Origin of the sequence: Methanobacterium sp. CWC-01 (assembly GCF_030323845.1) — an archaeon.
GTDB classification, from domain to species: Archaea; Methanobacteriota; Methanobacteria; order Methanobacteriales; family Methanobacteriaceae; genus Methanobacterium; species Methanobacterium aridiramus.
Genome location: NZ_CP040735.1, coordinates 1,905,309 through 1,923,811 on the forward strand (window position 1 = coordinate 1,905,309; position 18,503 = coordinate 1,923,811).

Below are 18,503 nucleotides of genomic sequence, written 5' to 3' on the forward strand. Positions count from 1 at the left end.
TTATTATTTTCCTGATACAGATAGTAAAGAGGAGGGGATTTTAAATGGCTGTAGAACTGGTAACCGTGATGAACTTTTTATTAGCACTCATAATTTTAATGCTCGGCCTCTGGGTATACCGAGCTAAAAAAATTGGTTTAGCCATCTATGTGGCCCTTGGTTTTGGACTTTTCGCTGTTTCACATGCTCTAGTTCTTTTAGGAACCAACAGTGCCGATATTTCCATCATAATCATCCGAGCCATAGGATACCTGGTGGTCATATATGGCCTGATCAGAGCAGCCATGGAAATAACATCCTAAACTATTATTTTTAGAAAAATATGGCGAAATTTTAGCATGATTGGGGGTAATATTTTGAATGAAGGGGTTAAAGGGAATTTAGAATCTGATAAAAGAGAAAAATGGTTTAAAAGACTGACCATCATCGTAGCCATATGGGGAATTTTAAGTCTTTTATTCTCATCCACCTTATTTGGAGTAATTTTCATACTCTTTGCCGTGTTAATTTTTGTATCCAGAAGTTCCATAGCCATCTATGCCCTGGGAGTTATATTGTGGATTTTAGGAATAGCACAACTATTAAACGCATCTGGGATTACCAATCTAGGATTTGCACAAGGCGCAGCCCAGGGAACTGAATTAATATTAGTCGCCATTGCCAATCTGGCCATCGGAGCACTAATAATTTACAGAACCTGGAAACTAGAATAAAATCATCCTCACCGGCGAGACATTTATTCTAACACGAATTCCACCCGTGCAAAAAAAATTAGATGAATACACTCACCATGGCAGGATTAGATTTCTTTAAGGTCTTAAAGCAGAAATAAGGGGGTATGTTTTGTTATGAATTTGGTAGAGTATTCGAAGTGTGATGGTGTGGCGCTTGCTGATTTAGTCCGGAGGGGGGAGGTATCACCAACAGAACTTGCACTTCTTCTTTTGGAAGCCGTTGAAAAAATCAACCCTCAAATCAATGCCGTCCTAGAGATCTACCAGGACCGGGTCGAAGCTTTGGATGATCAGAAAATATCGGATGGACCATTTTCTGGGGTTCCCTTCCTGATGAAGGATATTGGTGCCAGTGAAGGGGGACGGCTTCAGGAAAGCGGATCTAAACTCATGCAGGGACATGTGGCAGTTAATGACTCCTTTTTGACTACGTTTTTTAAGAATGCGGGTTTAACATTATTGGGCCGCACCACAACTCCTGAATTTGCCTTGGGAATTTCAACCGAATCTGAATTGGTGGGTGTGACTAATAACCCCTGGAATCTAGATATCATGAGTGGTGGTTCCAGTGGTGGGGCGGCAGCCTGTGTCGCCGCTGGTATTGTGCCCCTAGCCCATGGTAGTGATAATGGTGGTTCACTTCGTATTCCCGCCAGTGCTTGTGGTCTAGTCGGATTGAAACCCTCCCGTGGACGGGTGACACTGGGCCCTGATATCGGAGAGTTGTGGCCTGGGATGTTACAAGAGTTTGTGGTGACTCGGAGTGTCCGGGACACGGCTTTAATGCTGGACGCAGTTTCCAGGCCGGTACTTGGTGATCCTTTTATCATAAGACAGCCTCCTGGACCCTATGCCCAGGAATTGAATAAAAAACCAGAGAAGCTGCGAATAGCCTGGACCGTGGATCCCTGGCACCCTGATGGCTCCGTGGATTTAGAAGTAGTCCAATCTGTGGAGCACGTGGTTTGCGAATGTGAAAGAGCGGGACATGAATTGGTTCAAGACAGCCCAGTTTTTGACTATGAAGAGTATCTTCACGCCGTATGCGTAGCCTGGGCATATGGAATGTATATGGGATTGGATATGGTTGCCGCAGGGATGGGTCGGAAAGTAAGCCCAGAAACTATAGAACCGGTGATGTGGTCCTTTTATGAATACTCCCAAGGGCTTACCACTGCGGATATGTTCATGGCTGAATTCGTCTTAAACAAATTCCGACGAATCTTCGGAAACTTCTTCCAACAATACGACCTGTTACTCACCCCCACCTTAAACCAATTACCAGAACCACACGGAAAGTACTCCAAAATGCGCACCGACCTGGACTATGAGAGTTATATGGGTCTTTGCGAGGAAACTAAAGTACACACCTCAGCGGCCAATGTAACCGGACAACCAGCCATAACCTTGCCTCTCGGAGAGAGCAGGTCAGGTTTACCCATCGGCATCCAGTTCATGGCCCGATTTGGAGAGGAAGAAACACTAATACGACTAGCTAGCTGGCTTGAAAAGGAAATGCCCTGGCAGGATCGAATTCCACCCATCCATGTAAGCCATTAAAAGTAGTACTATCTGGTATGAAAGGAAAGCTGAAAGTATAATTCCATATAAACATGTAGAGGGCAATGAAGCTTAAGATGTCCTTAGGGGGGCAAAGATGGAATCAACTCTTTTTTCCATTAATGTACCTTTTCATTTTAGAAGATAATTATGTTAGAAATATGGTTAGTTACTATAAATTTAAAAAATAGTGGTCTATTTAATTTCTAGTTGGTCTAGTACCTCATATAACCTCCCTATTTTTTTTGATAAATTATTTCATGTACAAAGAATAAAATAAATTTATTAAGTAAATTGGGGGGGTTGTAAAAAAATGTTGTTTATTGCAGAACATACACATCCAGCTTCAGAATGTCCAATGAATATGCCTGGCGGAAAAGACATGATTAAGGATCTTTTTTCAGAAGAACACATAAAAGATGCTGGCATTGAACTAAATGGGGCTTATATGAGCTGCCCAAACGACGAAGGAGCCATTCATAAAGGGTATTTCATAATTGAAGCACCAGACCAAGAAACCATAAAAAACTTCTTTGGACCAATGGAAGTTAAAATAAGAGAAGTAAAGCCATTCAGTGAAATAGCAAAAACTCTATAAAAAAAGGGATGGGGAAGAGTTATTGGCAAATGTCTTCCTTCCATAACTCCGGATGCAATTTAATGAAATTAGACATCATATCAATACAGCAAGGATCTTGAAGTACTTCTAATTCAACTCCTCTGGAACGAAGCAATTCTTCTTCACCTTTAAATGTTTTGTTCTCACCAATTACTAGTTTTGGTATCTTATAAAGTAAAATAGCACCTGAACACATGGAGCAGGGAGATAAAGTAGTATATAGAACACATTCGCGATAAACAGCACCTCGAAGACGCCCCGCATTTTCTAAGGCATCCATTTCACCGTGAAGAATTGCACTACCATTTTGCACTCGCCTATTATGGCCCCTGCCCATGATTTCACCCTTATGGACCAGCACGGATCCAATGGGAATACCTCCCTCATTTAATCCTTTTTCAGCTTCTTTGATAGCTGTTTTCATGAATTTATCCATACAACGGCACCCCTAGTTATATTGAGTTTAGGAAGTTTTAATACTAAAAAATATTTGTAAAAGAAGTGTAAATGAATTATAAAAAAGCATTATAAGAAAATAGGAAATCAAAGGTTCTGGATGGTGGCCATCACCTTCCAAAACCCGTATCAAATAAATGATACTTCTTTCCATCGTGCAACTCAGTGTATCTTTTTTGACACCTATATACCTTACCCCTACTGTGGTAAAAAATAATTTTCATAGGGGAATAGCTTTACTTTTCAGAAGAAATAATAGTAGATACATGGCCCCTCACAAACAAGTAGAAGTAGAAATTGAGGATGATTTTTGTATAGAAGTTGATGAAGGCCTGGAAGACATCATAAAAAACTTACTTTTATGGGACCTGGAAACCTGCAACTGCTGCATCGACTACAAAGGATCAACCTGGATCGAATTTTGCCACTTCCAAGACTGGGAACAGTTTCTACAGTTGGTGTTACGCCATCATATCGCCCAGGGTTCTCAACCTACACTGTGGGATTTCCTGCAGGAGAAAGCAGAGGTGAAACTGGTCTTCGACGAGGAATTAAGAGAAGATCCTAACCAGAAAGTCATAGGCACCGGAGTGCTGGTGATATGTGTGGGATTGTTCTTCCCCCGTGAGGATTTGGAAGAGTTTAAAGAGTTGTTTTTCGAAGTGTTTCCCCCGGTTCAGGGTTCGTGATTGGCCCTATGAAATCTTGATTTTGAAGAAATTTTTTTTATGAGAATATAGGACACAATCTAAAAAAATAATATCATATACTTATTTTTTTTATAAGAAGTTCTATTTTGGCAGGGGTGCGTCTAAAAATTCCATGATCATGGAAAGTAACCAATGGGTACGTTTTAAAAGTGAAGCGTGTGTAGTGCCAGGGAGTACTGCCAGTTGAGAATTGGGTATACCTACCAGATCTCCTGGAACACCGCCACCAAGGATCTTGAACATATCCACTACATGATCAAGACGAACGATATCAGAATCTCCTATAATTAGCAGTGCTGGTGCGTTAAGTGATTTTAAATCTACATTAGGAACCCCTTTCCATGCGTGAGTCATTTTCTTTATTTTTTGAGCTACAATAGAAAGATCTGAAGGGTTGGGTGCGATGCTGTCATAATATTCTTTCCATGGTTTTCCAGGTTTCATCATTTTATCGGACTCTAAAAATTCAGTGTAGAAACCATCGGGGTGGTAACTGGGTCCCCCTGAAAATACAATTTTACGCACCAAATCAGGATATCGCAGGGCTAACTGTATAGTCACATCTCCACCTAAACTATATCCATAAATATCTGCATTTTCAATATTTAGATAACGTAAAAGTCCGGCTACATCATCTGCCAGCTGTTCGTGTGAAAGAGGCCTATCAATATCCGCAGTGTGACCATGACCCTGCATTTCTACCGCGATAACTTGCCTTGTTTCTTTGAAAGCTGGTAAAAGGTTTCCAAAATTAGTTTTGATGGATCCAAATGCACCATGAATCAGGACAAGCGGTTTACCCGCGCCATGAATTTCATAATACATATTTAAGCCATTCACTAAGTAATAATTACCTTTTTCTACATTATTTATCCTTTTTTCGGACAAATTCAAACCCCCCAACAGTAATTCCAGTCTTAATATTATATTTGGACTAATTCTATTTAAGTTCTATTTGGTCTAGTACCGTTATGAACTGGTCAGCATGGGTTAAGGTTAGATGGTATGTCTCGTACATGTAAGTTTCGTAGAGAATAGTGGGGATTCCTGATTTAATTAAGGGAATGGCTACGTATTGTGGGCTGGTAGGATTTGGGGGAGTGAATATTGATAGCCAATTTATTTTATTGACCAGTTGGGAAGCGGCGTTATCTGCGGTGGGTGACTCGGCGGGTACGTAGATGAATCTCCTTTTCTCATAGTTTCCCCGGTTGGAGTGCACATCCACCACCAGATCAAATTTTTGTTTCTGGATATCTGGCACGATATATTGTCTGGCTAGGTTTTGGCCGTGATCTCTTCCCTTTTCATAATCATCTGCATCCCGGGTGATGTTGACTCTATAGATGTAATAACAATTTTGGAGAGTGTTGTTCTTTTCTTTTAAGGATTCTATAAAGGCCAAATGGGCCTGGGATTCCAGGGGATGTATACCCGCAATTATGGCAATTTTAGTTGGTGAACTTGGATTTCCATAAGGACCTTCCCTGGTCACAGAGCCGTAATCCGAGGATCCTAGGGTGACAATGCTAAAAGGAGTTACATTACTGGGGCTAAATGGATTATCTATTGGGCTCAGGACCTCAGATAAATTCGGAGTGAGATTATTAGTTGGGCTGAGGGAATTATAGAAGTAGAATGCTACTATAACGCAGAATATGGCAACTAAAATAACAATAATGAATAATTTGCGGTTTCTATCCATACCCCAATCTCACCTAAAATCATGAAGGCTTCTTCAATACTATTAATACAAGCTATTGAAACATAAAATTATTTCTAAATAAACTGAGTGATTATCATGAGAACATTAGTGGTTTTTTATTCCAGATCGGGCCATACTCGCTTGGTAGCTGAAGAGATTAGAAATAATCTTGATTGTGATATGGAAGAAATCTTTGACACTAAAAACAGGTCAGGCCTGTTAGGATTGTTAGGACTTTTGAAGGATAGAAATCAGAAATTAACTATTTTGAAGGATTTAAAAAATGATCCGTCGGATTATGATCTTTTGATTATAGGATCACCAGTTTGGGGAGACAGGGTATCTATACCGGTCAGGACCTATATGCACCAGAACCAGGAAAAATTCAAGAATGTTGCATTTTTCTCCACAGCAGGAGGAGATAAATTCGATGGAGTTTTTAACGAAATGAAAGAACTTTGTCAAGCATCTCCAGTCGAAAATCTAGGTGTGAGAGGTATGGCTCTCAAAGATGATAGTTATAAATCAAAAGTAGCTGAATTTGTAGAAAAAATCCAATAAATGGTACTATTACCTTGAGATGAATCCACTTCTTCCTTTGTTTAACTTCAGGAGAAACCCTCTATTGGATATTAGTGTAAATTATTTCTGTTAGATCCCGACCATTTGAAAATTTAAAAAAAATTATTAGCCCTGGTTTACAGAATATAGTTGGGTCTATAATTTTTTAGGAAGTGGGGGTCTTGGAAGAAACTAAAAAAAGTGGACAAAAATCAGAGTACATCGCTGCCATAATCTTTAACCTGATTTGGTGGTACATCGTTAACAACTTGCTCAACTGGAAGGTTTACTTTGTTACCAACGCTTTTAATGAAGTTTTATGGATCATTAACCTGTCAATAATAGTTTCAATCATCGGAAACGCCCTGCTCCTTTTCTACAGTCCAGAAAGGCTCCGACATGGAGTGAAAATATTTATTAATATTGTCAGTTTCATCGCCGTATACCTGGTCTGGGAGCTGTTCCCCTTCAATTTCTACAATTCATTCTATGATTGGCTCTTCAGTCTCCTGTTGATACTGGGTATGATCGGAATTACTATCGCCACTATAGTAGAAATTTACCTGTTGGTAACTGGAAAACCAAAATTAACCGGCAATTAAACTGGGTTTCTATCTATTACAGATATAACACGGGTCTGTTTGTTATTAGTTAGCTTATACGTTTCTTACCCATAGTTGCATAAAAAAGGGAAAATAGTTGGTAGATGAGGAAATTTGATTATTTCTTTTTGATTTTAACTGTGGTATCCATGCTTTGTTTATCTAAGGTAACGACTATCGTTGCTGTTCCTGTATTAGAGCTGCTAAAGTTAGTAGTGGCTTGTCCTTCGGAGGTGGTAGATGAAATTAAACTGATTTGGCCCATATTAGTGGTGAAATATACAAATGTTCCGTCAGGTACATGTTTACTATATGTAGATAGGGTGTTTTCTCCTATATTATTGATAGTAAGATCTGCGGTGATGATTGCTGTTTCTATGGTGGAGATGGTTTGTTTTTTGGGTGATAAGGATAGTATCAGCCAAGTATCAGCATTTACTTTACCAGTTTCGCTGTTTATGATTTGTGGTTGAGATTTATCTATAGGATTATTATTTGATCCCCACCAGTTATTTTGAGCATTAATTATGCCTGTTCCTTGGTTTTCTAATCCATAATTTTGGTTAAAAACTATGCGGTTAAAATGAATCTCGGCTACACTACTTCCTTGTAATAAGATTCCATCGTATGTATTGTTATTGATGGTGTTTTCAGATATTTCAGTACCTAGACCAGAATTTAGAAGGTATATGCCATTTTTTTGAGTGAACTCGTTTATTTCATTTCCATTATCACTTATCACATTATTGTTGACGAGATTTCCACTACTATTAGTGATGCTGATTCCGTTGTAGCCATTGCCAGTGATGTTATTTCCATTGATGATTTGGTTGTATGAAGAAGTTTCTATTGAGATTCCATTTTGGCTATTGCTTGTGATGGTATTGCCTGAGATTGTATTAGCACTTGAATTATTATTGATCTTGATTCCGTCCCCTTTGTTGTTGGTGATGGTGTTATCCAAAACTATATTATCACTTGTACCATCAGTGAGTAAAATACCATCATAAAATACTGTGCCAGTGATGGTGTTACCCGAGATTACATTACCCCTTGCTTCAGAGTAATGAATCATGATTCCATAATAAATACTGCCTTTGATGGTGTTACCCGAGATTACATTACCAGCTGAAGCAAATCGGATGGTGACTCCATAGTTTTCGCTGTTGGTGATGATGTTGCCTGTGACGGTATTATCATTTGCATTTCTGATTTGTATTCCTTCACCGTTTTTGGTGAGTATGTTTCCTGAGACAGTGTCATTATATGCATGCCAGAGTCTGATTCCGTCCCAAATGTTGTTGGTGATGGTGTTATCGGTGATTGTGTTCCTATGTCCATAACCATAGTCCCAGATTCCAAAAAAGTTGTTATAGACGGTGTTTCCAGAAACAGTATTATCATCTGATTCACTCCTGATACCTATTCCTATCCCTCTGTTGTCTGTGATGGTGTTTGCTGACACATTGTTATCATTGGAACCATTATTGAGTTGGATTCCGGTATCATTGTTCCTGGTGACGGTGTTAGAGTTGATTGTATTACCGACACCATTGTTGATGTTGATTCCGTAATATATGTTGTTGGTGACGGTGTTGTCTGTTATTTGTACGTTATTCACGTTATCAAGGAATATACCGTCTAATCCACCGACAATGTTTAAACCTTGGATGACGCTTCTAGTCGCATCGCTTAATATGCTTATAACTGGTTTACTGTTATCCGCTCCTTGAATCGTTACTGTTCCATCTCCTGCTGATTTAAGAGTCACCTCAGGGATATTAATCACAATATTCTCGGTGTAAGTACCTGCATGTATGTTAACCTCGCCACCGGGTGCAAGCGAATCTATTGTTTCTTGGATGCTATCACCAGGATAAATATCCCAAGCATTTAGATCACGTAAAAATATATCTGAAACTTGATTATTATCCATAGCCACAAGGTTGCTAGCAGTAGAATAGAAGACTATACGGTACCCATTACCACTTACACTCCAAACATAACAATCACCATTAGCTTGAGTACCATCTTTGTCTACACTAACTCGGGTGGTGGTTGCGGTGACCATATCACGTACAAAAACATGTAAAAGACCGTTATTATCACCGGAAACCAAGTTTGTTGACCACGAATCAAAGGTTATAAAGCGTCCGTCGCTGCTAATACTAGGAATTCCACTGTAACTGTTGCCCCCTGTTCCTCCTGATGACACGCTTACTTGGGTAGTGGTTCCGGTCAACATATCGTGTAGAAAAACATCCCAATTACCATTGCTATCACCCAAGGCCAGATTATTAGCTGCTGAGTCGAAGGTTATGAAGCGTCCATCAGCACTAATAGGCAAGACACCCGTAGAACTCAGACTATTTGCTTGAATTCCACCAGTTGCAACACTAACTCGGGTGGTGGTTCCCGTGATCATATCGTGTACGTAAACATCCAACGCACCGTTGCTATCACCGGTTACTAGGTTGTTTGCCCAGGAATTGAAGGTGATGTATCTTCCATTTGCGTTTATGCCTGGAACCATACTCCTATCATTAGCTTGTGTTCCGTCGGTCGCGATACTTACGATGTTAGTGGTCTTGGTTTGAGTGTTATAGAGGAAAATGTCAGTTAATCCGTTATTGTCATTAGTAACCAGATTATTCGCATCTGAAGCATAAGTTATGTAATTTCCATCAGCACTTATACTGGGACGATACTGCCAATTGTTACCCCCATTGGTGGCAAAACCCACCAAAGTAGTGGTACCAGTGGTCATATCATGTAAAAAAATGTCCCAAGCAGTATTAGTATCAGCCGATACCAAATTACTAGCAACTGACATAAAGGTTACAAAACGTCCATTAGCACTAATACTAGGAAAATCACTCGCACCATTAGCTTGACTACCATCAGAGGCCAAACTAACCCTGCTAGTAGCATTAGTTTGAGTATCCCGCAGGAATATATCAGTTACACCATTATTGTCATTTAGTACCAGATTACTAGCATCAGAGGCAAATGCTACATAGCGCCCATCACTACTAATACTCGGATAAGAACTCCCCCCATTAGCTAGTTCTTGCTGTGAATTTACAGACACTAATTCCGTGGTAGCAGCAGATGCGGCTCCACAAAAAACAAACAAAAATAGGAATAGAGCTAATAAAATCAAAATTTTCTTGTGAAAAAATTTCAAATTACTACCCCCCCAACAGTAATTCCAGTCTTAATATTATATTTGGACTATTCTATTTAATTTCTATTTGGTCTAGTACCGTTATGAACTGGTCAGCTTGTTTTTTGCTTTGATTATATGGCTCATACCCATAAGTTTCATAGATAATAGCAGGTATTCCTGATTTAATCAAAGGAATGGTCACATAAGCTGGACTAGTGGGGTTAGGAGGGTCATATATAGACAGCCAATTTAATTTTTGGACTAATTGGGAAGCAACATTTTCGGCTGTTGTTGATCCAGCGGGAACACTAACGAATCTCCTTCTCTCGTAATTTCCCCGGTTGGAGTGCACATCCACCACCAGATCAAAATTTTGTTTCTTAATATCCGGTACAACATATTGATTGGCAAGTTTTTGCCCGTTACTTCTTCCTTTTTCATAATCACCCGCGTCGCGTGTGACATTGACTTTATAAACATAATAACAGCTTTGAAGAGTGTTATTATGTTCCTTCAGGGAATCTATAAACGCCTTATGGGCCTGGGATTCTTGAGGATGAACCCCTACTATTATGGCAATTTTCTGTGATGAACTAGAATTCCCGTATGGTCCCTCTCGAGTCACGGAACCATAATCAGTGGATCCCAGGGTGACAATACTAAAAGGAACCTCCTTACTGGGACCGAGTGGATTGAAGACGTCGGGGCTTAAGAGATTCTGGGTGTCTAGATTGAGGGGATTATAAAAGTAGAAGGTCAATGTAAAGGAGGATATGAATATTAAAAAAAGAATAATGAATAATTTAAGATTCTTGCTCATTTCATATTCTCCCTGGAACTTAGAGTATTTATGGTATTGTAATCGCTGCCGGTAGCTGTCCAGTGTTCTTGTATTCTGTTAAAATTTTGGAATACAATTTCAGCATGTTGTAAGTAGACAGATCAGGTTGTCCGGCGGTGTAAATCCCGCCATAGTTGGGTGCATCACCATTATTATCCATCCACTGGTAGGTTCTTTGAGCCATATTTACATAGTCACTTTTAGCTATGGTGGCCGAGGTGATGGTTCCATAGGGATCATCAGGATCTCCATACTGATTGATGGGGATGTTACCGGTTTCACCGTTGTTTATCATCACAATGGCCCGAGCCGTGATATACAGACATTGATTCTGGTCTAAGGTTACTCCACCGAAGTTAATCGTCGTGAAATCCACCCCATTCTGGTTTATGGTTTGGGCAAGCGCTGGTACTTCTGCTAGGGGAATTCCGGTACTCATGCTTATGGTGGGAGTGGTATTAGTTGTGGTGGGGTTATTGGATTTTAAAAGAACCCCTAATGTTACACCGAGAATTATTATCAAGATAACCAGTCCGATCACTATAACCTTAGAAGAAGTACTCCAACCCTCCTTTACTGGTTTTACGGGGGGCTTCTGGTCTACAGTCGGACTAGATAATCTGGATCCGCAGTGTTCACAGAATTTAGCGTCATCATCATTTTCCTGGCCACAATTTGTGCATTTCACTATAACACGACTCCTTTAATTTAAACTTCAATCCCTTTATTAGATGATTATTTACGATAAACTCTTATCATTGATTTTTTAATCTCAAATTTATGTAACTTTCAATATTACGTATATACCATTCTACTTTTATTAATGTTTTACATATTTGAATTTGACATGAACATTAAATCGTCATATTTATATACCAAATCTATATGTAATTATTAGTAGCAACGAGCAATATTGGTAGCGAGTAGGATGAGAGAAATAGAGAAATCATGTTCAAGTTTTCCAAGGGATACTTTAACCTTAAATAATTTGAGGCACTTTAGTCAGTTAATCTGCCATCGTATTCCGGAAAGAACCTTTAAAATCAACGGAAGATATTTCCCAGTTTGTTCCAGATGTACTGGGTTTTACATAGCTGGATTTTCATATTTTATTTATGTGTACCTTTTTTATGTTAATTATACATCCTTTATTATATTTTTAGCATTTTTAATGATGATTCCAGCCTTTATAGATGGTATAACTCAATTTTACGAGTTAAGAGAAAGTAATAATGTTATAAGATTTTTCACTGGACTTATGGGAGGTGTTGGATTAGCTATTATTTTAAAGGCAATAAAATGGATGATTTTTATCAGTTTAAGTTGATTTTTTTATAAATTTAAGTATGATTAAAGGAGGGAATAATATGACAAAAGTTTGTACACAATGCAAAACAGAAAATCCAGATGATTCTGATTTCTGCAAAAACTGTGGAACTAATTTAAAAAATGTTTCTGCTGCTAAAAAAAGTTCAAGAAGTGGACCTGGGGGCTGGTGGGGAGAACAGACTAATCTTGTCAAAGCTTTGAGTATAATTGGGGTTTGTTGTTTAGGAATCATAATAATATTTGGAATTAGTGCAATCCTTTCCCCTGATAGTAATACTAGTACCACGACAACAACTCCCACTACAACTACTACTACTCCCACTGATTCTGCAGAAATGAGTGAATCAGAATATTTAGACAAAGCACAACTCTGGTCTAAAGACATTAAAGATACGCTTGATGATATTACCTACACAGCTGAAAATTATGCCACACTATCCGATAGCACAATAATATCGATGCTTGAAAGCGATCAGGCAACGGTAAAAAAAGTAATACGAGAAATGGAATCCATTACTCCACCATCTAAATTTGCTAGTGTACACGCTACTACTCTTTCTGCTTATAGAGATATCGATCAGGCTCTTACTTACGAAATAAGAGGGGTAGAAAATGTTAACGCAGATGATATTGAGCAAGCCACAAGTTATATTCAATCAGCTACTTCAAAAATCACGCAAGCAACCAATGAAATAGAGAATATGTAAAATGTAATAATTTATGGTAGGAACTATGTTTTTCACGTAAAATATGGGAAAGTGGTTAAAATGAAAAAAATTAGTGCTATAGTAGGGATTCTATTATTAATAGGGATTGTAGTAGCTGTTTCCGGATGCACCAGTGATGATTCATCTGTTGATGACGAGAGTAGCATTGCTACTAAGAACTATGATGGAGAAACTGGTGTCACCAGCGGTTACACGAAAGATGGAAATGCCTACGCGTATGATGAAGAAGGAAATATGGCAATTTCAGATGGAGAAGACACCTACTACTACGACCAGGATACAGAGAAAGTTTACCAAGTCGAATAAACTTTCTTATTTTTATTTTTAATATTAAGGGGTGATTTTATGGAGAATGGTCTAGAACAGACTATTAACTGTACTAATTGCAATGCTACTGTTCCTGAAGAAACTAAGTTCTGCACTGAATGTGGTAAACCCATAGAACAAGTCTCTACTATGCAGACTGCCATAAACAATTTATCATGTCCCCAATGTAAAGCAGAAATCGATGCAGGACTGAACTTTTGCCCAGAATGTGGATTAAAAATTGAGCAGTTGTCCACATCTGTTCAAGTTACAACATGTCCTAAGTGCTTTACTGATGTTGAACCAGGTTTACGGTTTTGTACTGAATGTGGAACGAAGATTGAGCAGATTTCTACATCTGTTCAAGTTACAACATGTCCTAAGTGCTTTACTGATGTTGAACCGGGGATTAGGTTTTGTACAGAGTGCGGAGAAAAAATTGGGCAGACATCTGCAAATCATGCTACCTGTCCAAAGTGTTATGCTGAAACACAGCCTGGGTTACGATTCTGTACGGAATGTGGTACTTCTCTTGAGGTAAAACAAAAATCTAAGAACAATATAGGTGGAGAACTTAAAAAATTACGGGAAAAGCATGGTAAATCCATTCCTCCAAAAGATGAAACTGTAGATTCTGTGGTAAAATCCGGTAAGGGATTAATGAAGGGATTAGGTGGATTTTTGGATAAAACCGCTGTTGAGTTGGATAAAAACATAAACCAAGCAAGTAAAAAGGGCCAAGGCACTCAAAGTTACGAAATTAGTCAAAAACTCAAAGAACGTAGGGAAAAAACAATATCTAAGCCAGGATATTTGGTTTGTAACTCTTGTGGGGGCTATTACGAATTACAACCCGGAGAGAATCCAGACGATTACAGTGATGAATGTGACTGCGGTGGAAATTTAAAACATCAAAAAAACCTGACTTAATAGGAATGGTGTTAAAATGGAGAGAAAAAAATTACTATTATTGAATCCTAAGGAATATGAACACGAATTTGACCGCGCTGCGTTGGAAACTTTAGAGGGAACCCCTGGTTTGGAAAAATTAGCTAGAAAATTCAATAAACATGCTGTGGAAAGGTATTTCAGGTTAATGTACACGGGTAGCTATTTAAAGGTTAATGAAAACAATTTTCCAGATGTTTATCAAAAGTTAGAGGAAGCCTGTGCTAATCTATATGTTAAACACCTTCCAGAACTCTACATCCAATGGGATTATAGCATTAATGGATTTACAACTGGGTCAGAAAAACCTTTAGTGGTTCTTACTTCTGGAGCAGTAGACTTATTATCTCCTGACGAGTTGTTATATCTTATTGGCCACGAAGTTGGTCATATAAAAAGTGGACATATGTTGTATCACGAAATGGCTATTGTTTTACCATTTTTGGGGGATATTATTGGTTCAGCTACACTGGGCATAGGTTCCCTAGTCTCTACTGGAGTAGAATTATCTTTACTTTACTGGTACAGGATGTCCGAATTGACAGCCGATCGAGCCGGACTTTTAGCATGCCAAAATCCTGATGCAGCATATTCTGCTTTAATGAAAATGGCGGGTGTTCCCAAGAATTTCTTTGAAAAAATAAACCAGGATGACTTTATTCAGCAAGCCCGTGACTTTAAAAGTTTTGATTATAACGCAATGGATAAAATCGGTAAGACCATTCTGATTAGTGTTCAAGATCACCCCTGGACAGTTATGAGGGCGTCAGAACTTTTAAAATGGGTGGAATCAGAACGTTATGAAAAACTCTTAGAGTTACATGGTAAAGACAATTTAGAAGAACTGGAGATATCTTGTCAAAAATGTGGCCATAAACTTAAGGGTAACGAAACCTTCTGTGGAGTGTGCGGATCCAAAGTCTGGAAAAGGTAAACTAAAAATGGGTTCTCTTTACGATGTATGGAGTAGGATGACATGGAAATTCCTGAGGATAAACTGGAGTTAATTGAAACTATCAGGAAATACAGAAAATCTAAGGAATATGAGGATCTATTACTTGAAGAGAATAAGAAGTTAAAAGAAGATAATAAAGAACTTAAAAGTATAATAGAAGACTTAAGCAGTGAAATCATAGAATATCACAATCTTTTAGATGAAGTAAAAAGATTAAAGGCGGATAATAGGATCTTAGAACAGGCAAATGAAGACTTGAAAAAACAGTGCGGAGTTATAGTCACCACTCCCCATTCTACACGTTCAGTGATAGCCGAAATTAGAGATAATTTATCTGAAGCCAAAAATGAGGTTTTAGTCTGCTCACCCTGGATTACTTACTTGTTAGAAGAGTTTGCTCAGTTCAAAAGAGGCGTAAAACTCAAGGTGGTTATTAATTTCCGAAAAGAAGATATTGAATCAGGTATTACCGATCTAGACAAAATTAGAGTTTTAAGGAGGTTGGGGGCAGAGATACGTTACAATAATGATCTTCATGCCAAGATGATCTTCATCGATGAAGAAACTGCCATTATTTCTTCAGCTAACCTTACTAAGAGGGGTCTTTCTGTTAACTATGAGGCCGGAGTTATCATAAAGAACAAAGAGCATGTCCAGAATGCCCTGAAATTTTTCAATGGAGTGTGGGAGGAAAGCCTGCCTTTATCTGAGGACATGGTCCAGGAGATGAGTAGATAATGAGTGATTTTCCTTCTGATTATCAACAACTGGTCCATGAAATAAATGAATTCATAGAGGCTAAGAAGGAACCAGCCAAGCTCATTGATGGTGAAATCCAAGGGATAGATATAGATAAAAAGAACCTTGAAATCGCTTTGGATGTAGACTTTAATTTTTATCCTGGTTCGATTATTTTAGTAAACAGAGAACGGGGTGTTGTTTCTAAGCAATCCGGAAAATCTATTCAAGTAGATCTTAATGATATTTCTCATTTTAGAGAAGGGCAGGAGGTTACCATTGATACTAGTATGATGAATATCATTCTAGAACGCCTGGAGTCTGCTGTGAAACTTATAGAATCTGATTCCATATCTGAAGATAACCAGAAGTTATTAGATATCATCCTGGGTAAGATCCAGCCAGTTAATAGACATAGTGCAGTGGAGTTTATTTCTAAAAATCTTAATGAAAGTCAACAAGAGGCTATTTCTTGTTCTGTGGGTGCTGATGATTTTTATCTTATTATAGGTCCTCCGGGGACTGGTAAAACATATGTTATACAAGAATTAATTCAGCATTTGGTTAATCATGGCCAAAAAGTGTTAATAACTGCCTGGACTAACGTCGCCGTGGACAATATATTACAAAGGATCATCGGTGTGGATGAAAGTGAAATCATTAAAGTGGGTTCCCCAGATGGAACCAGTCCCGTTGTGAAACGATACACCCTCATTGAGAAGAGAAAAAATCATCCCTATTATAATGATGTGCGGGTGATTGATGAAGTTATAAAGAGAAGTAAAAGTGAAATAAATCAGATATATCCTGAGATCAACTATTTAAAGCAAAAAATCAAAGAACTAAGCCAAAAAAAAGATGAATTAGAAAAAAATTCTCAAAAACTTTTAAAAAAACAAGAGGAATATCAAAAACTTTTAGATGAACTTGATCCTGGACTAATGGTCGCTGAACTGGCAGAAATTGATAATAAAAAATTTGATCTGGAACAAAAATCCGAACTTTATTTAGAGCTCGCTAAAAAGATTGAAGAATTTAGTAAAATCGAAAGCAATCTACCAGACCCTGATGAATACTATAATTTGGATTCTGAATTAAAAAAGATGAAGCGAGGCAGCTTTTTAAGGCGAGCTATTTCTCCTCTAAATCGGGAAGGTTATCAAAGGTTCACCCAGGAACTGGATGCTAAAACTTCTTTTCAAAATAAATTAACGGATGTATACAATGACTACTGGAATTTAAAGGACAAGCTAGAAGCAGAATATTATCAGATATACGGAAGTGATGATCATATTCCCCTTGATGATGCACTTGAAACTGAATTTGAGATTTTAGAGATCTTTGACCAGTACCTGTCCCTTAAGAAATTAGAAATTCTAGTTGAACTTGAAAATAATCGGATTGATCTGGTTTCAAATGCCTACCGTTCCTATCTTAAGGTGTTAAAACAGGAAAGAGAGCTAATAAAGGCAGAAATATATTCGGTTAATAACCAGATGGATAACGAGATCAAAAGCAAGGATGATCTAAAAAAGGATATTAAAAACATCCAAAACACCATGGAATTAAGGTTAAATGAGAAAAGGAAACTCATTAAAGAAATAGATAATGAACTGCTTTCCAGGGCATCGGTGGTAATGGCTACCACAATTTCGGCAGCCCACCCAGTTCTGGACAACTATCAATTTGACACCACCCTCATGGATGAAGCTAGCCAAGTAGCCAGTTACATCTCACTCCTACCCCTTCTCAAATCCAAAAAATTCATACTAGTCGGGGATGACAATCAACTACAACCCATCGAAGAATCAAAACTATCCCGAGAGATGAATCTATCAATATTTAATCGCCTGATCAGCATATACCCAAACCATAATACTTTCCTAGATACCCAGTACCGGATGAACCAAAAAATAGCTGATATTTCTAGCCGAATGTTTTATAAAGGTCGGTTAAAAACCCATCCCACCATCGCAGACCAAGACATTGATTGTGATGAAGAAATTCTAAATTTTAATAGCCCCGTAACCTTCCTAGATACGGGTAGCTCGGCCTTCGAAGATGGGGTCGGCAGTGGATGTCAAAACGCCAAAGAAGCCAATCTGGTTTATGATTTAACTTCTCTCCTTTTAAAAAATGAGGTTAAACCACAAGAAATAGGGGTGATCACACCTTACAAAAAACACAAAGATCATATCACAAAACTCCTTGATAATCCTGAAATTGAGGTGGATACAGTTTACCGGTTCCAGGGACGGGAAAAAGATGTGATACTTTTTAGTTTCTGTAAAAGCCGTATAGGGCCCGGTAATCCTTATGCACTAAGGTTTGTCGAAAAATCAACTCAGCTAAATGTGGCTATCACCCGGGCTCGTAAGAAACTCATAATCATTGGCAATTTCGAAACATTAAAACGAAGTCCCAAGATCAGGAAGATAATCTCATTGATAGGGGAAGAAAACCGGATAGAATGTGCAGAATTAGGAATAGAGTTATAAATAGAAGACTCTGACCACACAGTACTACATCATAGTAGCGATGT

The 18,503-nt window shown here is 38.3% G+C and carries 20 protein-coding genes; 14 read left to right on the forward strand and 6 right to left on the reverse strand.

Annotated features, from left to right (window positions below; translation table 11 throughout):
- Positions 1-44: 44 nt before the first annotated feature.
- The 4 genes from FGU46_RS10460 (at position 45) to FGU46_RS10475 (ending at position 2,892) form a co-directional block, all read left to right on the forward strand.
- Positions 45-302 (forward strand): hypothetical protein, encoded by a 258-nt coding sequence (locus FGU46_RS10460; RefSeq protein ID WP_286474976.1) that lies wholly within the window; start codon positions 45-47, stop codon positions 300-302.
- Positions 303-356: 54 nt separating this feature from the next.
- Complete coding sequence (locus tag FGU46_RS10465; protein ID WP_286474978.1) at positions 357-713, forward strand: hypothetical protein; 357 nt, start codon at positions 357-359, stop codon at positions 711-713.
- A 135-nt stretch (positions 714-848) separates the two neighbouring features.
- A complete protein-coding gene (locus FGU46_RS10470; protein WP_286474981.1) occupies positions 849-2,294 on the forward strand; it encodes an amidase in 1,446 nt (481 codons plus the stop codon).
- 313 nt (positions 2,295-2,607) lie between these two features.
- A complete protein-coding gene (locus FGU46_RS10475; protein ID WP_286474983.1) occupies positions 2,608-2,892 on the forward strand; it encodes a hypothetical protein in 285 nt (94 codons plus the stop codon).
- A gap of 19 nt (positions 2,893-2,911) precedes the next feature.
- On the opposite strand, the gene FGU46_RS10480 is transcribed toward FGU46_RS10475, so the two are convergent.
- Entirely contained in the window at positions 2,912-3,349 is a 438-nt protein-coding gene (locus FGU46_RS10480; RefSeq protein ID WP_286474986.1) for a nucleoside deaminase, read from the reverse strand.
- A gap of 286 nt (positions 3,350-3,635) precedes the next feature.
- Between FGU46_RS10480 and FGU46_RS10485 the strand changes: the two genes are divergently transcribed.
- Complete coding sequence (locus FGU46_RS10485; RefSeq protein ID WP_286474989.1) at positions 3,636-4,058, forward strand: hypothetical protein; 423 nt, start codon at positions 3,636-3,638, stop codon at positions 4,056-4,058.
- A 102-nt stretch (positions 4,059-4,160) separates the two neighbouring features.
- Here FGU46_RS10485 and FGU46_RS10490 read toward each other — a convergent pair whose 3' ends face one another.
- Together FGU46_RS10490 and FGU46_RS10495 are read right to left on the reverse strand one after the other, a co-directional pair.
- Complete coding sequence (locus FGU46_RS10490) at positions 4,161-4,967, reverse strand: alpha/beta fold hydrolase (protein WP_286474991.1); 807 nt, start codon at positions 4,965-4,967, stop codon at positions 4,161-4,163.
- 52 nt (positions 4,968-5,019) lie between these two features.
- Entirely contained in the window at positions 5,020-5,784 is a 765-nt protein-coding gene (locus FGU46_RS10495; protein ID WP_286474995.1) for a hypothetical protein, read from the reverse strand.
- Between the two features lie 96 nt (positions 5,785-5,880).
- On the opposite strand from FGU46_RS10495, the gene FGU46_RS10500 reads away from it, so the two are divergent.
- Complete coding sequence (locus FGU46_RS10500; RefSeq protein WP_415926577.1) at positions 5,881-6,345, forward strand: flavodoxin family protein; 465 nt, start codon at positions 5,881-5,883, stop codon at positions 6,343-6,345.
- Positions 6,346-6,527: 182 nt separating this feature from the next.
- Positions 6,528-6,947 (forward strand): hypothetical protein, encoded by a 420-nt coding sequence (locus FGU46_RS10505; RefSeq protein WP_286475001.1) that lies wholly within the window; start codon positions 6,528-6,530, stop codon positions 6,945-6,947.
- Positions 6,948-7,065: 118 nt separating this feature from the next.
- Here FGU46_RS10505 and FGU46_RS10510 read toward each other — a convergent pair whose 3' ends face one another.
- Genes FGU46_RS10510 through FGU46_RS10520 form a run of 3 tightly spaced genes read right to left on the reverse strand, consistent with a single transcriptional unit; the run spans position 7,066 to position 11,645 of the window.
- Positions 7,066-10,134: a right-handed parallel beta-helix repeat-containing protein gene (locus FGU46_RS10510; RefSeq protein ID WP_286475006.1), complete on the reverse strand. Its 3,069-nt coding sequence runs from the start codon at positions 10,132-10,134 to the stop codon at positions 7,066-7,068.
- Between the two features lie 52 nt (positions 10,135-10,186).
- Positions 10,187-10,936 (reverse strand): hypothetical protein, encoded by a 750-nt coding sequence (locus FGU46_RS10515; protein WP_286475008.1) that lies wholly within the window; start codon positions 10,934-10,936, stop codon positions 10,187-10,189.
- Between the two features lie 28 nt (positions 10,937-10,964).
- The gene (locus FGU46_RS10520; RefSeq protein ID WP_286475011.1) at positions 10,965-11,645 is read right to left on the reverse strand and encodes a zinc ribbon domain-containing protein; all 681 of its coding nucleotides are present in this window, start codon (positions 11,643-11,645) and stop codon (positions 10,965-10,967) included.
- A 240-nt stretch (positions 11,646-11,885) separates the two neighbouring features.
- Between FGU46_RS10520 and FGU46_RS10525 the strand changes: the two genes are divergently transcribed.
- From FGU46_RS10525 to FGU46_RS10555, 7 genes are read left to right on the forward strand one after another with little or no spacing between them, the layout of a single operon-like run.
- Positions 11,886-12,284, forward strand: coding sequence for a DUF2085 domain-containing protein (locus tag FGU46_RS10525; protein ID WP_286475016.1), 399 nt, complete (start codon positions 11,886-11,888; stop codon positions 12,282-12,284).
- 40 nt (positions 12,285-12,324) lie between these two features.
- Positions 12,325-12,993, forward strand: a complete 669-nt coding sequence (locus FGU46_RS10530) for a zinc ribbon domain-containing protein (RefSeq protein ID WP_286475018.1) — start codon at positions 12,325-12,327, stop codon at positions 12,991-12,993.
- Positions 12,994-13,053: 60 nt separating this feature from the next.
- Positions 13,054-13,320 carry a hypothetical protein gene (locus FGU46_RS10535; protein WP_286475020.1) on the forward strand — a complete coding sequence of 89 codons (267 nt, stop codon included), beginning with the start codon at positions 13,054-13,056 and terminating at the stop codon, positions 13,318-13,320.
- Positions 13,321-13,359: 39 nt separating this feature from the next.
- Positions 13,360-14,250 carry a zinc ribbon domain-containing protein gene (locus FGU46_RS10540; RefSeq protein WP_286475022.1) on the forward strand — a complete coding sequence of 297 codons (891 nt, stop codon included), beginning with the start codon at positions 13,360-13,362 and terminating at the stop codon, positions 14,248-14,250.
- A gap of 16 nt (positions 14,251-14,266) precedes the next feature.
- Positions 14,267-15,202: a M48 family metallopeptidase gene (locus tag FGU46_RS10545; protein ID WP_286475025.1), complete on the forward strand. Its 936-nt coding sequence runs from the start codon at positions 14,267-14,269 to the stop codon at positions 15,200-15,202.
- Positions 15,203-15,244: 42 nt separating this feature from the next.
- Complete coding sequence (locus FGU46_RS10550; RefSeq protein WP_286475028.1) at positions 15,245-15,961, forward strand: phospholipase D-like domain-containing protein; 717 nt, start codon at positions 15,245-15,247, stop codon at positions 15,959-15,961.
- Entirely contained in the window at positions 15,961-18,459 is a 2,499-nt protein-coding gene (locus FGU46_RS10555; protein ID WP_286475030.1) for a DEAD/DEAH box helicase, read from the forward strand. Before FGU46_RS10550 ends, FGU46_RS10555 begins: the two co-directional genes overlap by 1 nt.
- Positions 18,460-18,503 lie beyond the last annotated feature (44 nt).

What these genes read in the sequence shown, in the direction of transcription:
- FGU46_RS10535 (WP_286475020.1), top strand. Translation starts at nt 13,054, where the DNA reads ATGAAAAAAATTAGTGCTATAGTAGGGATTCTATTATTAATAGGGATT.
- FGU46_RS10480 (WP_286474986.1), bottom strand. Translation starts at nt 3,349, where the DNA reads ATGGATAAATTCATGAAAACAGCTATCAAAGAAGCTGAAAAAGGATTA.
- FGU46_RS10495 (WP_286474995.1), bottom strand. Translation starts at nt 5,784, where the DNA reads ATGGATAGAAACCGCAAATTATTCATTATTGTTATTTTAGTTGCCATA.
- FGU46_RS10475 (WP_286474983.1), top strand. Translation starts at nt 2,608, where the DNA reads ATGTTGTTTATTGCAGAACATACACATCCAGCTTCAGAATGTCCAATG.
- FGU46_RS10485 (WP_286474989.1), top strand. Translation starts at nt 3,636, where the DNA reads ATGGCCCCTCACAAACAAGTAGAAGTAGAAATTGAGGATGATTTTTGT.
- FGU46_RS10515 (WP_286475008.1), bottom strand. Translation starts at nt 10,936, where the DNA reads ATGAGCAAGAATCTTAAATTATTCATTATTCTTTTTTTAATATTCATA.
- FGU46_RS10545 (WP_286475025.1), top strand. Translation starts at nt 14,267, where the DNA reads ATGGAGAGAAAAAAATTACTATTATTGAATCCTAAGGAATATGAACAC.
- FGU46_RS10525 (WP_286475016.1), top strand. Translation starts at nt 11,886, where the DNA reads ATGAGAGAAATAGAGAAATCATGTTCAAGTTTTCCAAGGGATACTTTA.
- FGU46_RS10550 (WP_286475028.1), top strand. Translation starts at nt 15,245, where the DNA reads ATGGAAATTCCTGAGGATAAACTGGAGTTAATTGAAACTATCAGGAAA.
- FGU46_RS10470 (WP_286474981.1), top strand. Translation starts at nt 849, where the DNA reads ATGAATTTGGTAGAGTATTCGAAGTGTGATGGTGTGGCGCTTGCTGAT.
- FGU46_RS10500 (WP_415926577.1), top strand. Translation starts at nt 5,881, where the DNA reads ATGAGAACATTAGTGGTTTTTTATTCCAGATCGGGCCATACTCGCTTG.
- FGU46_RS10460 (WP_286474976.1), top strand. Translation starts at nt 45, where the DNA reads ATGGCTGTAGAACTGGTAACCGTGATGAACTTTTTATTAGCACTCATA.
- FGU46_RS10555 (WP_286475030.1), top strand. Translation starts at nt 15,961, where the DNA reads ATGAGTGATTTTCCTTCTGATTATCAACAACTGGTCCATGAAATAAAT.
- FGU46_RS10530 (WP_286475018.1), top strand. Translation starts at nt 12,325, where the DNA reads ATGACAAAAGTTTGTACACAATGCAAAACAGAAAATCCAGATGATTCT.
- FGU46_RS10540 (WP_286475022.1), top strand. Translation starts at nt 13,360, where the DNA reads ATGGAGAATGGTCTAGAACAGACTATTAACTGTACTAATTGCAATGCT.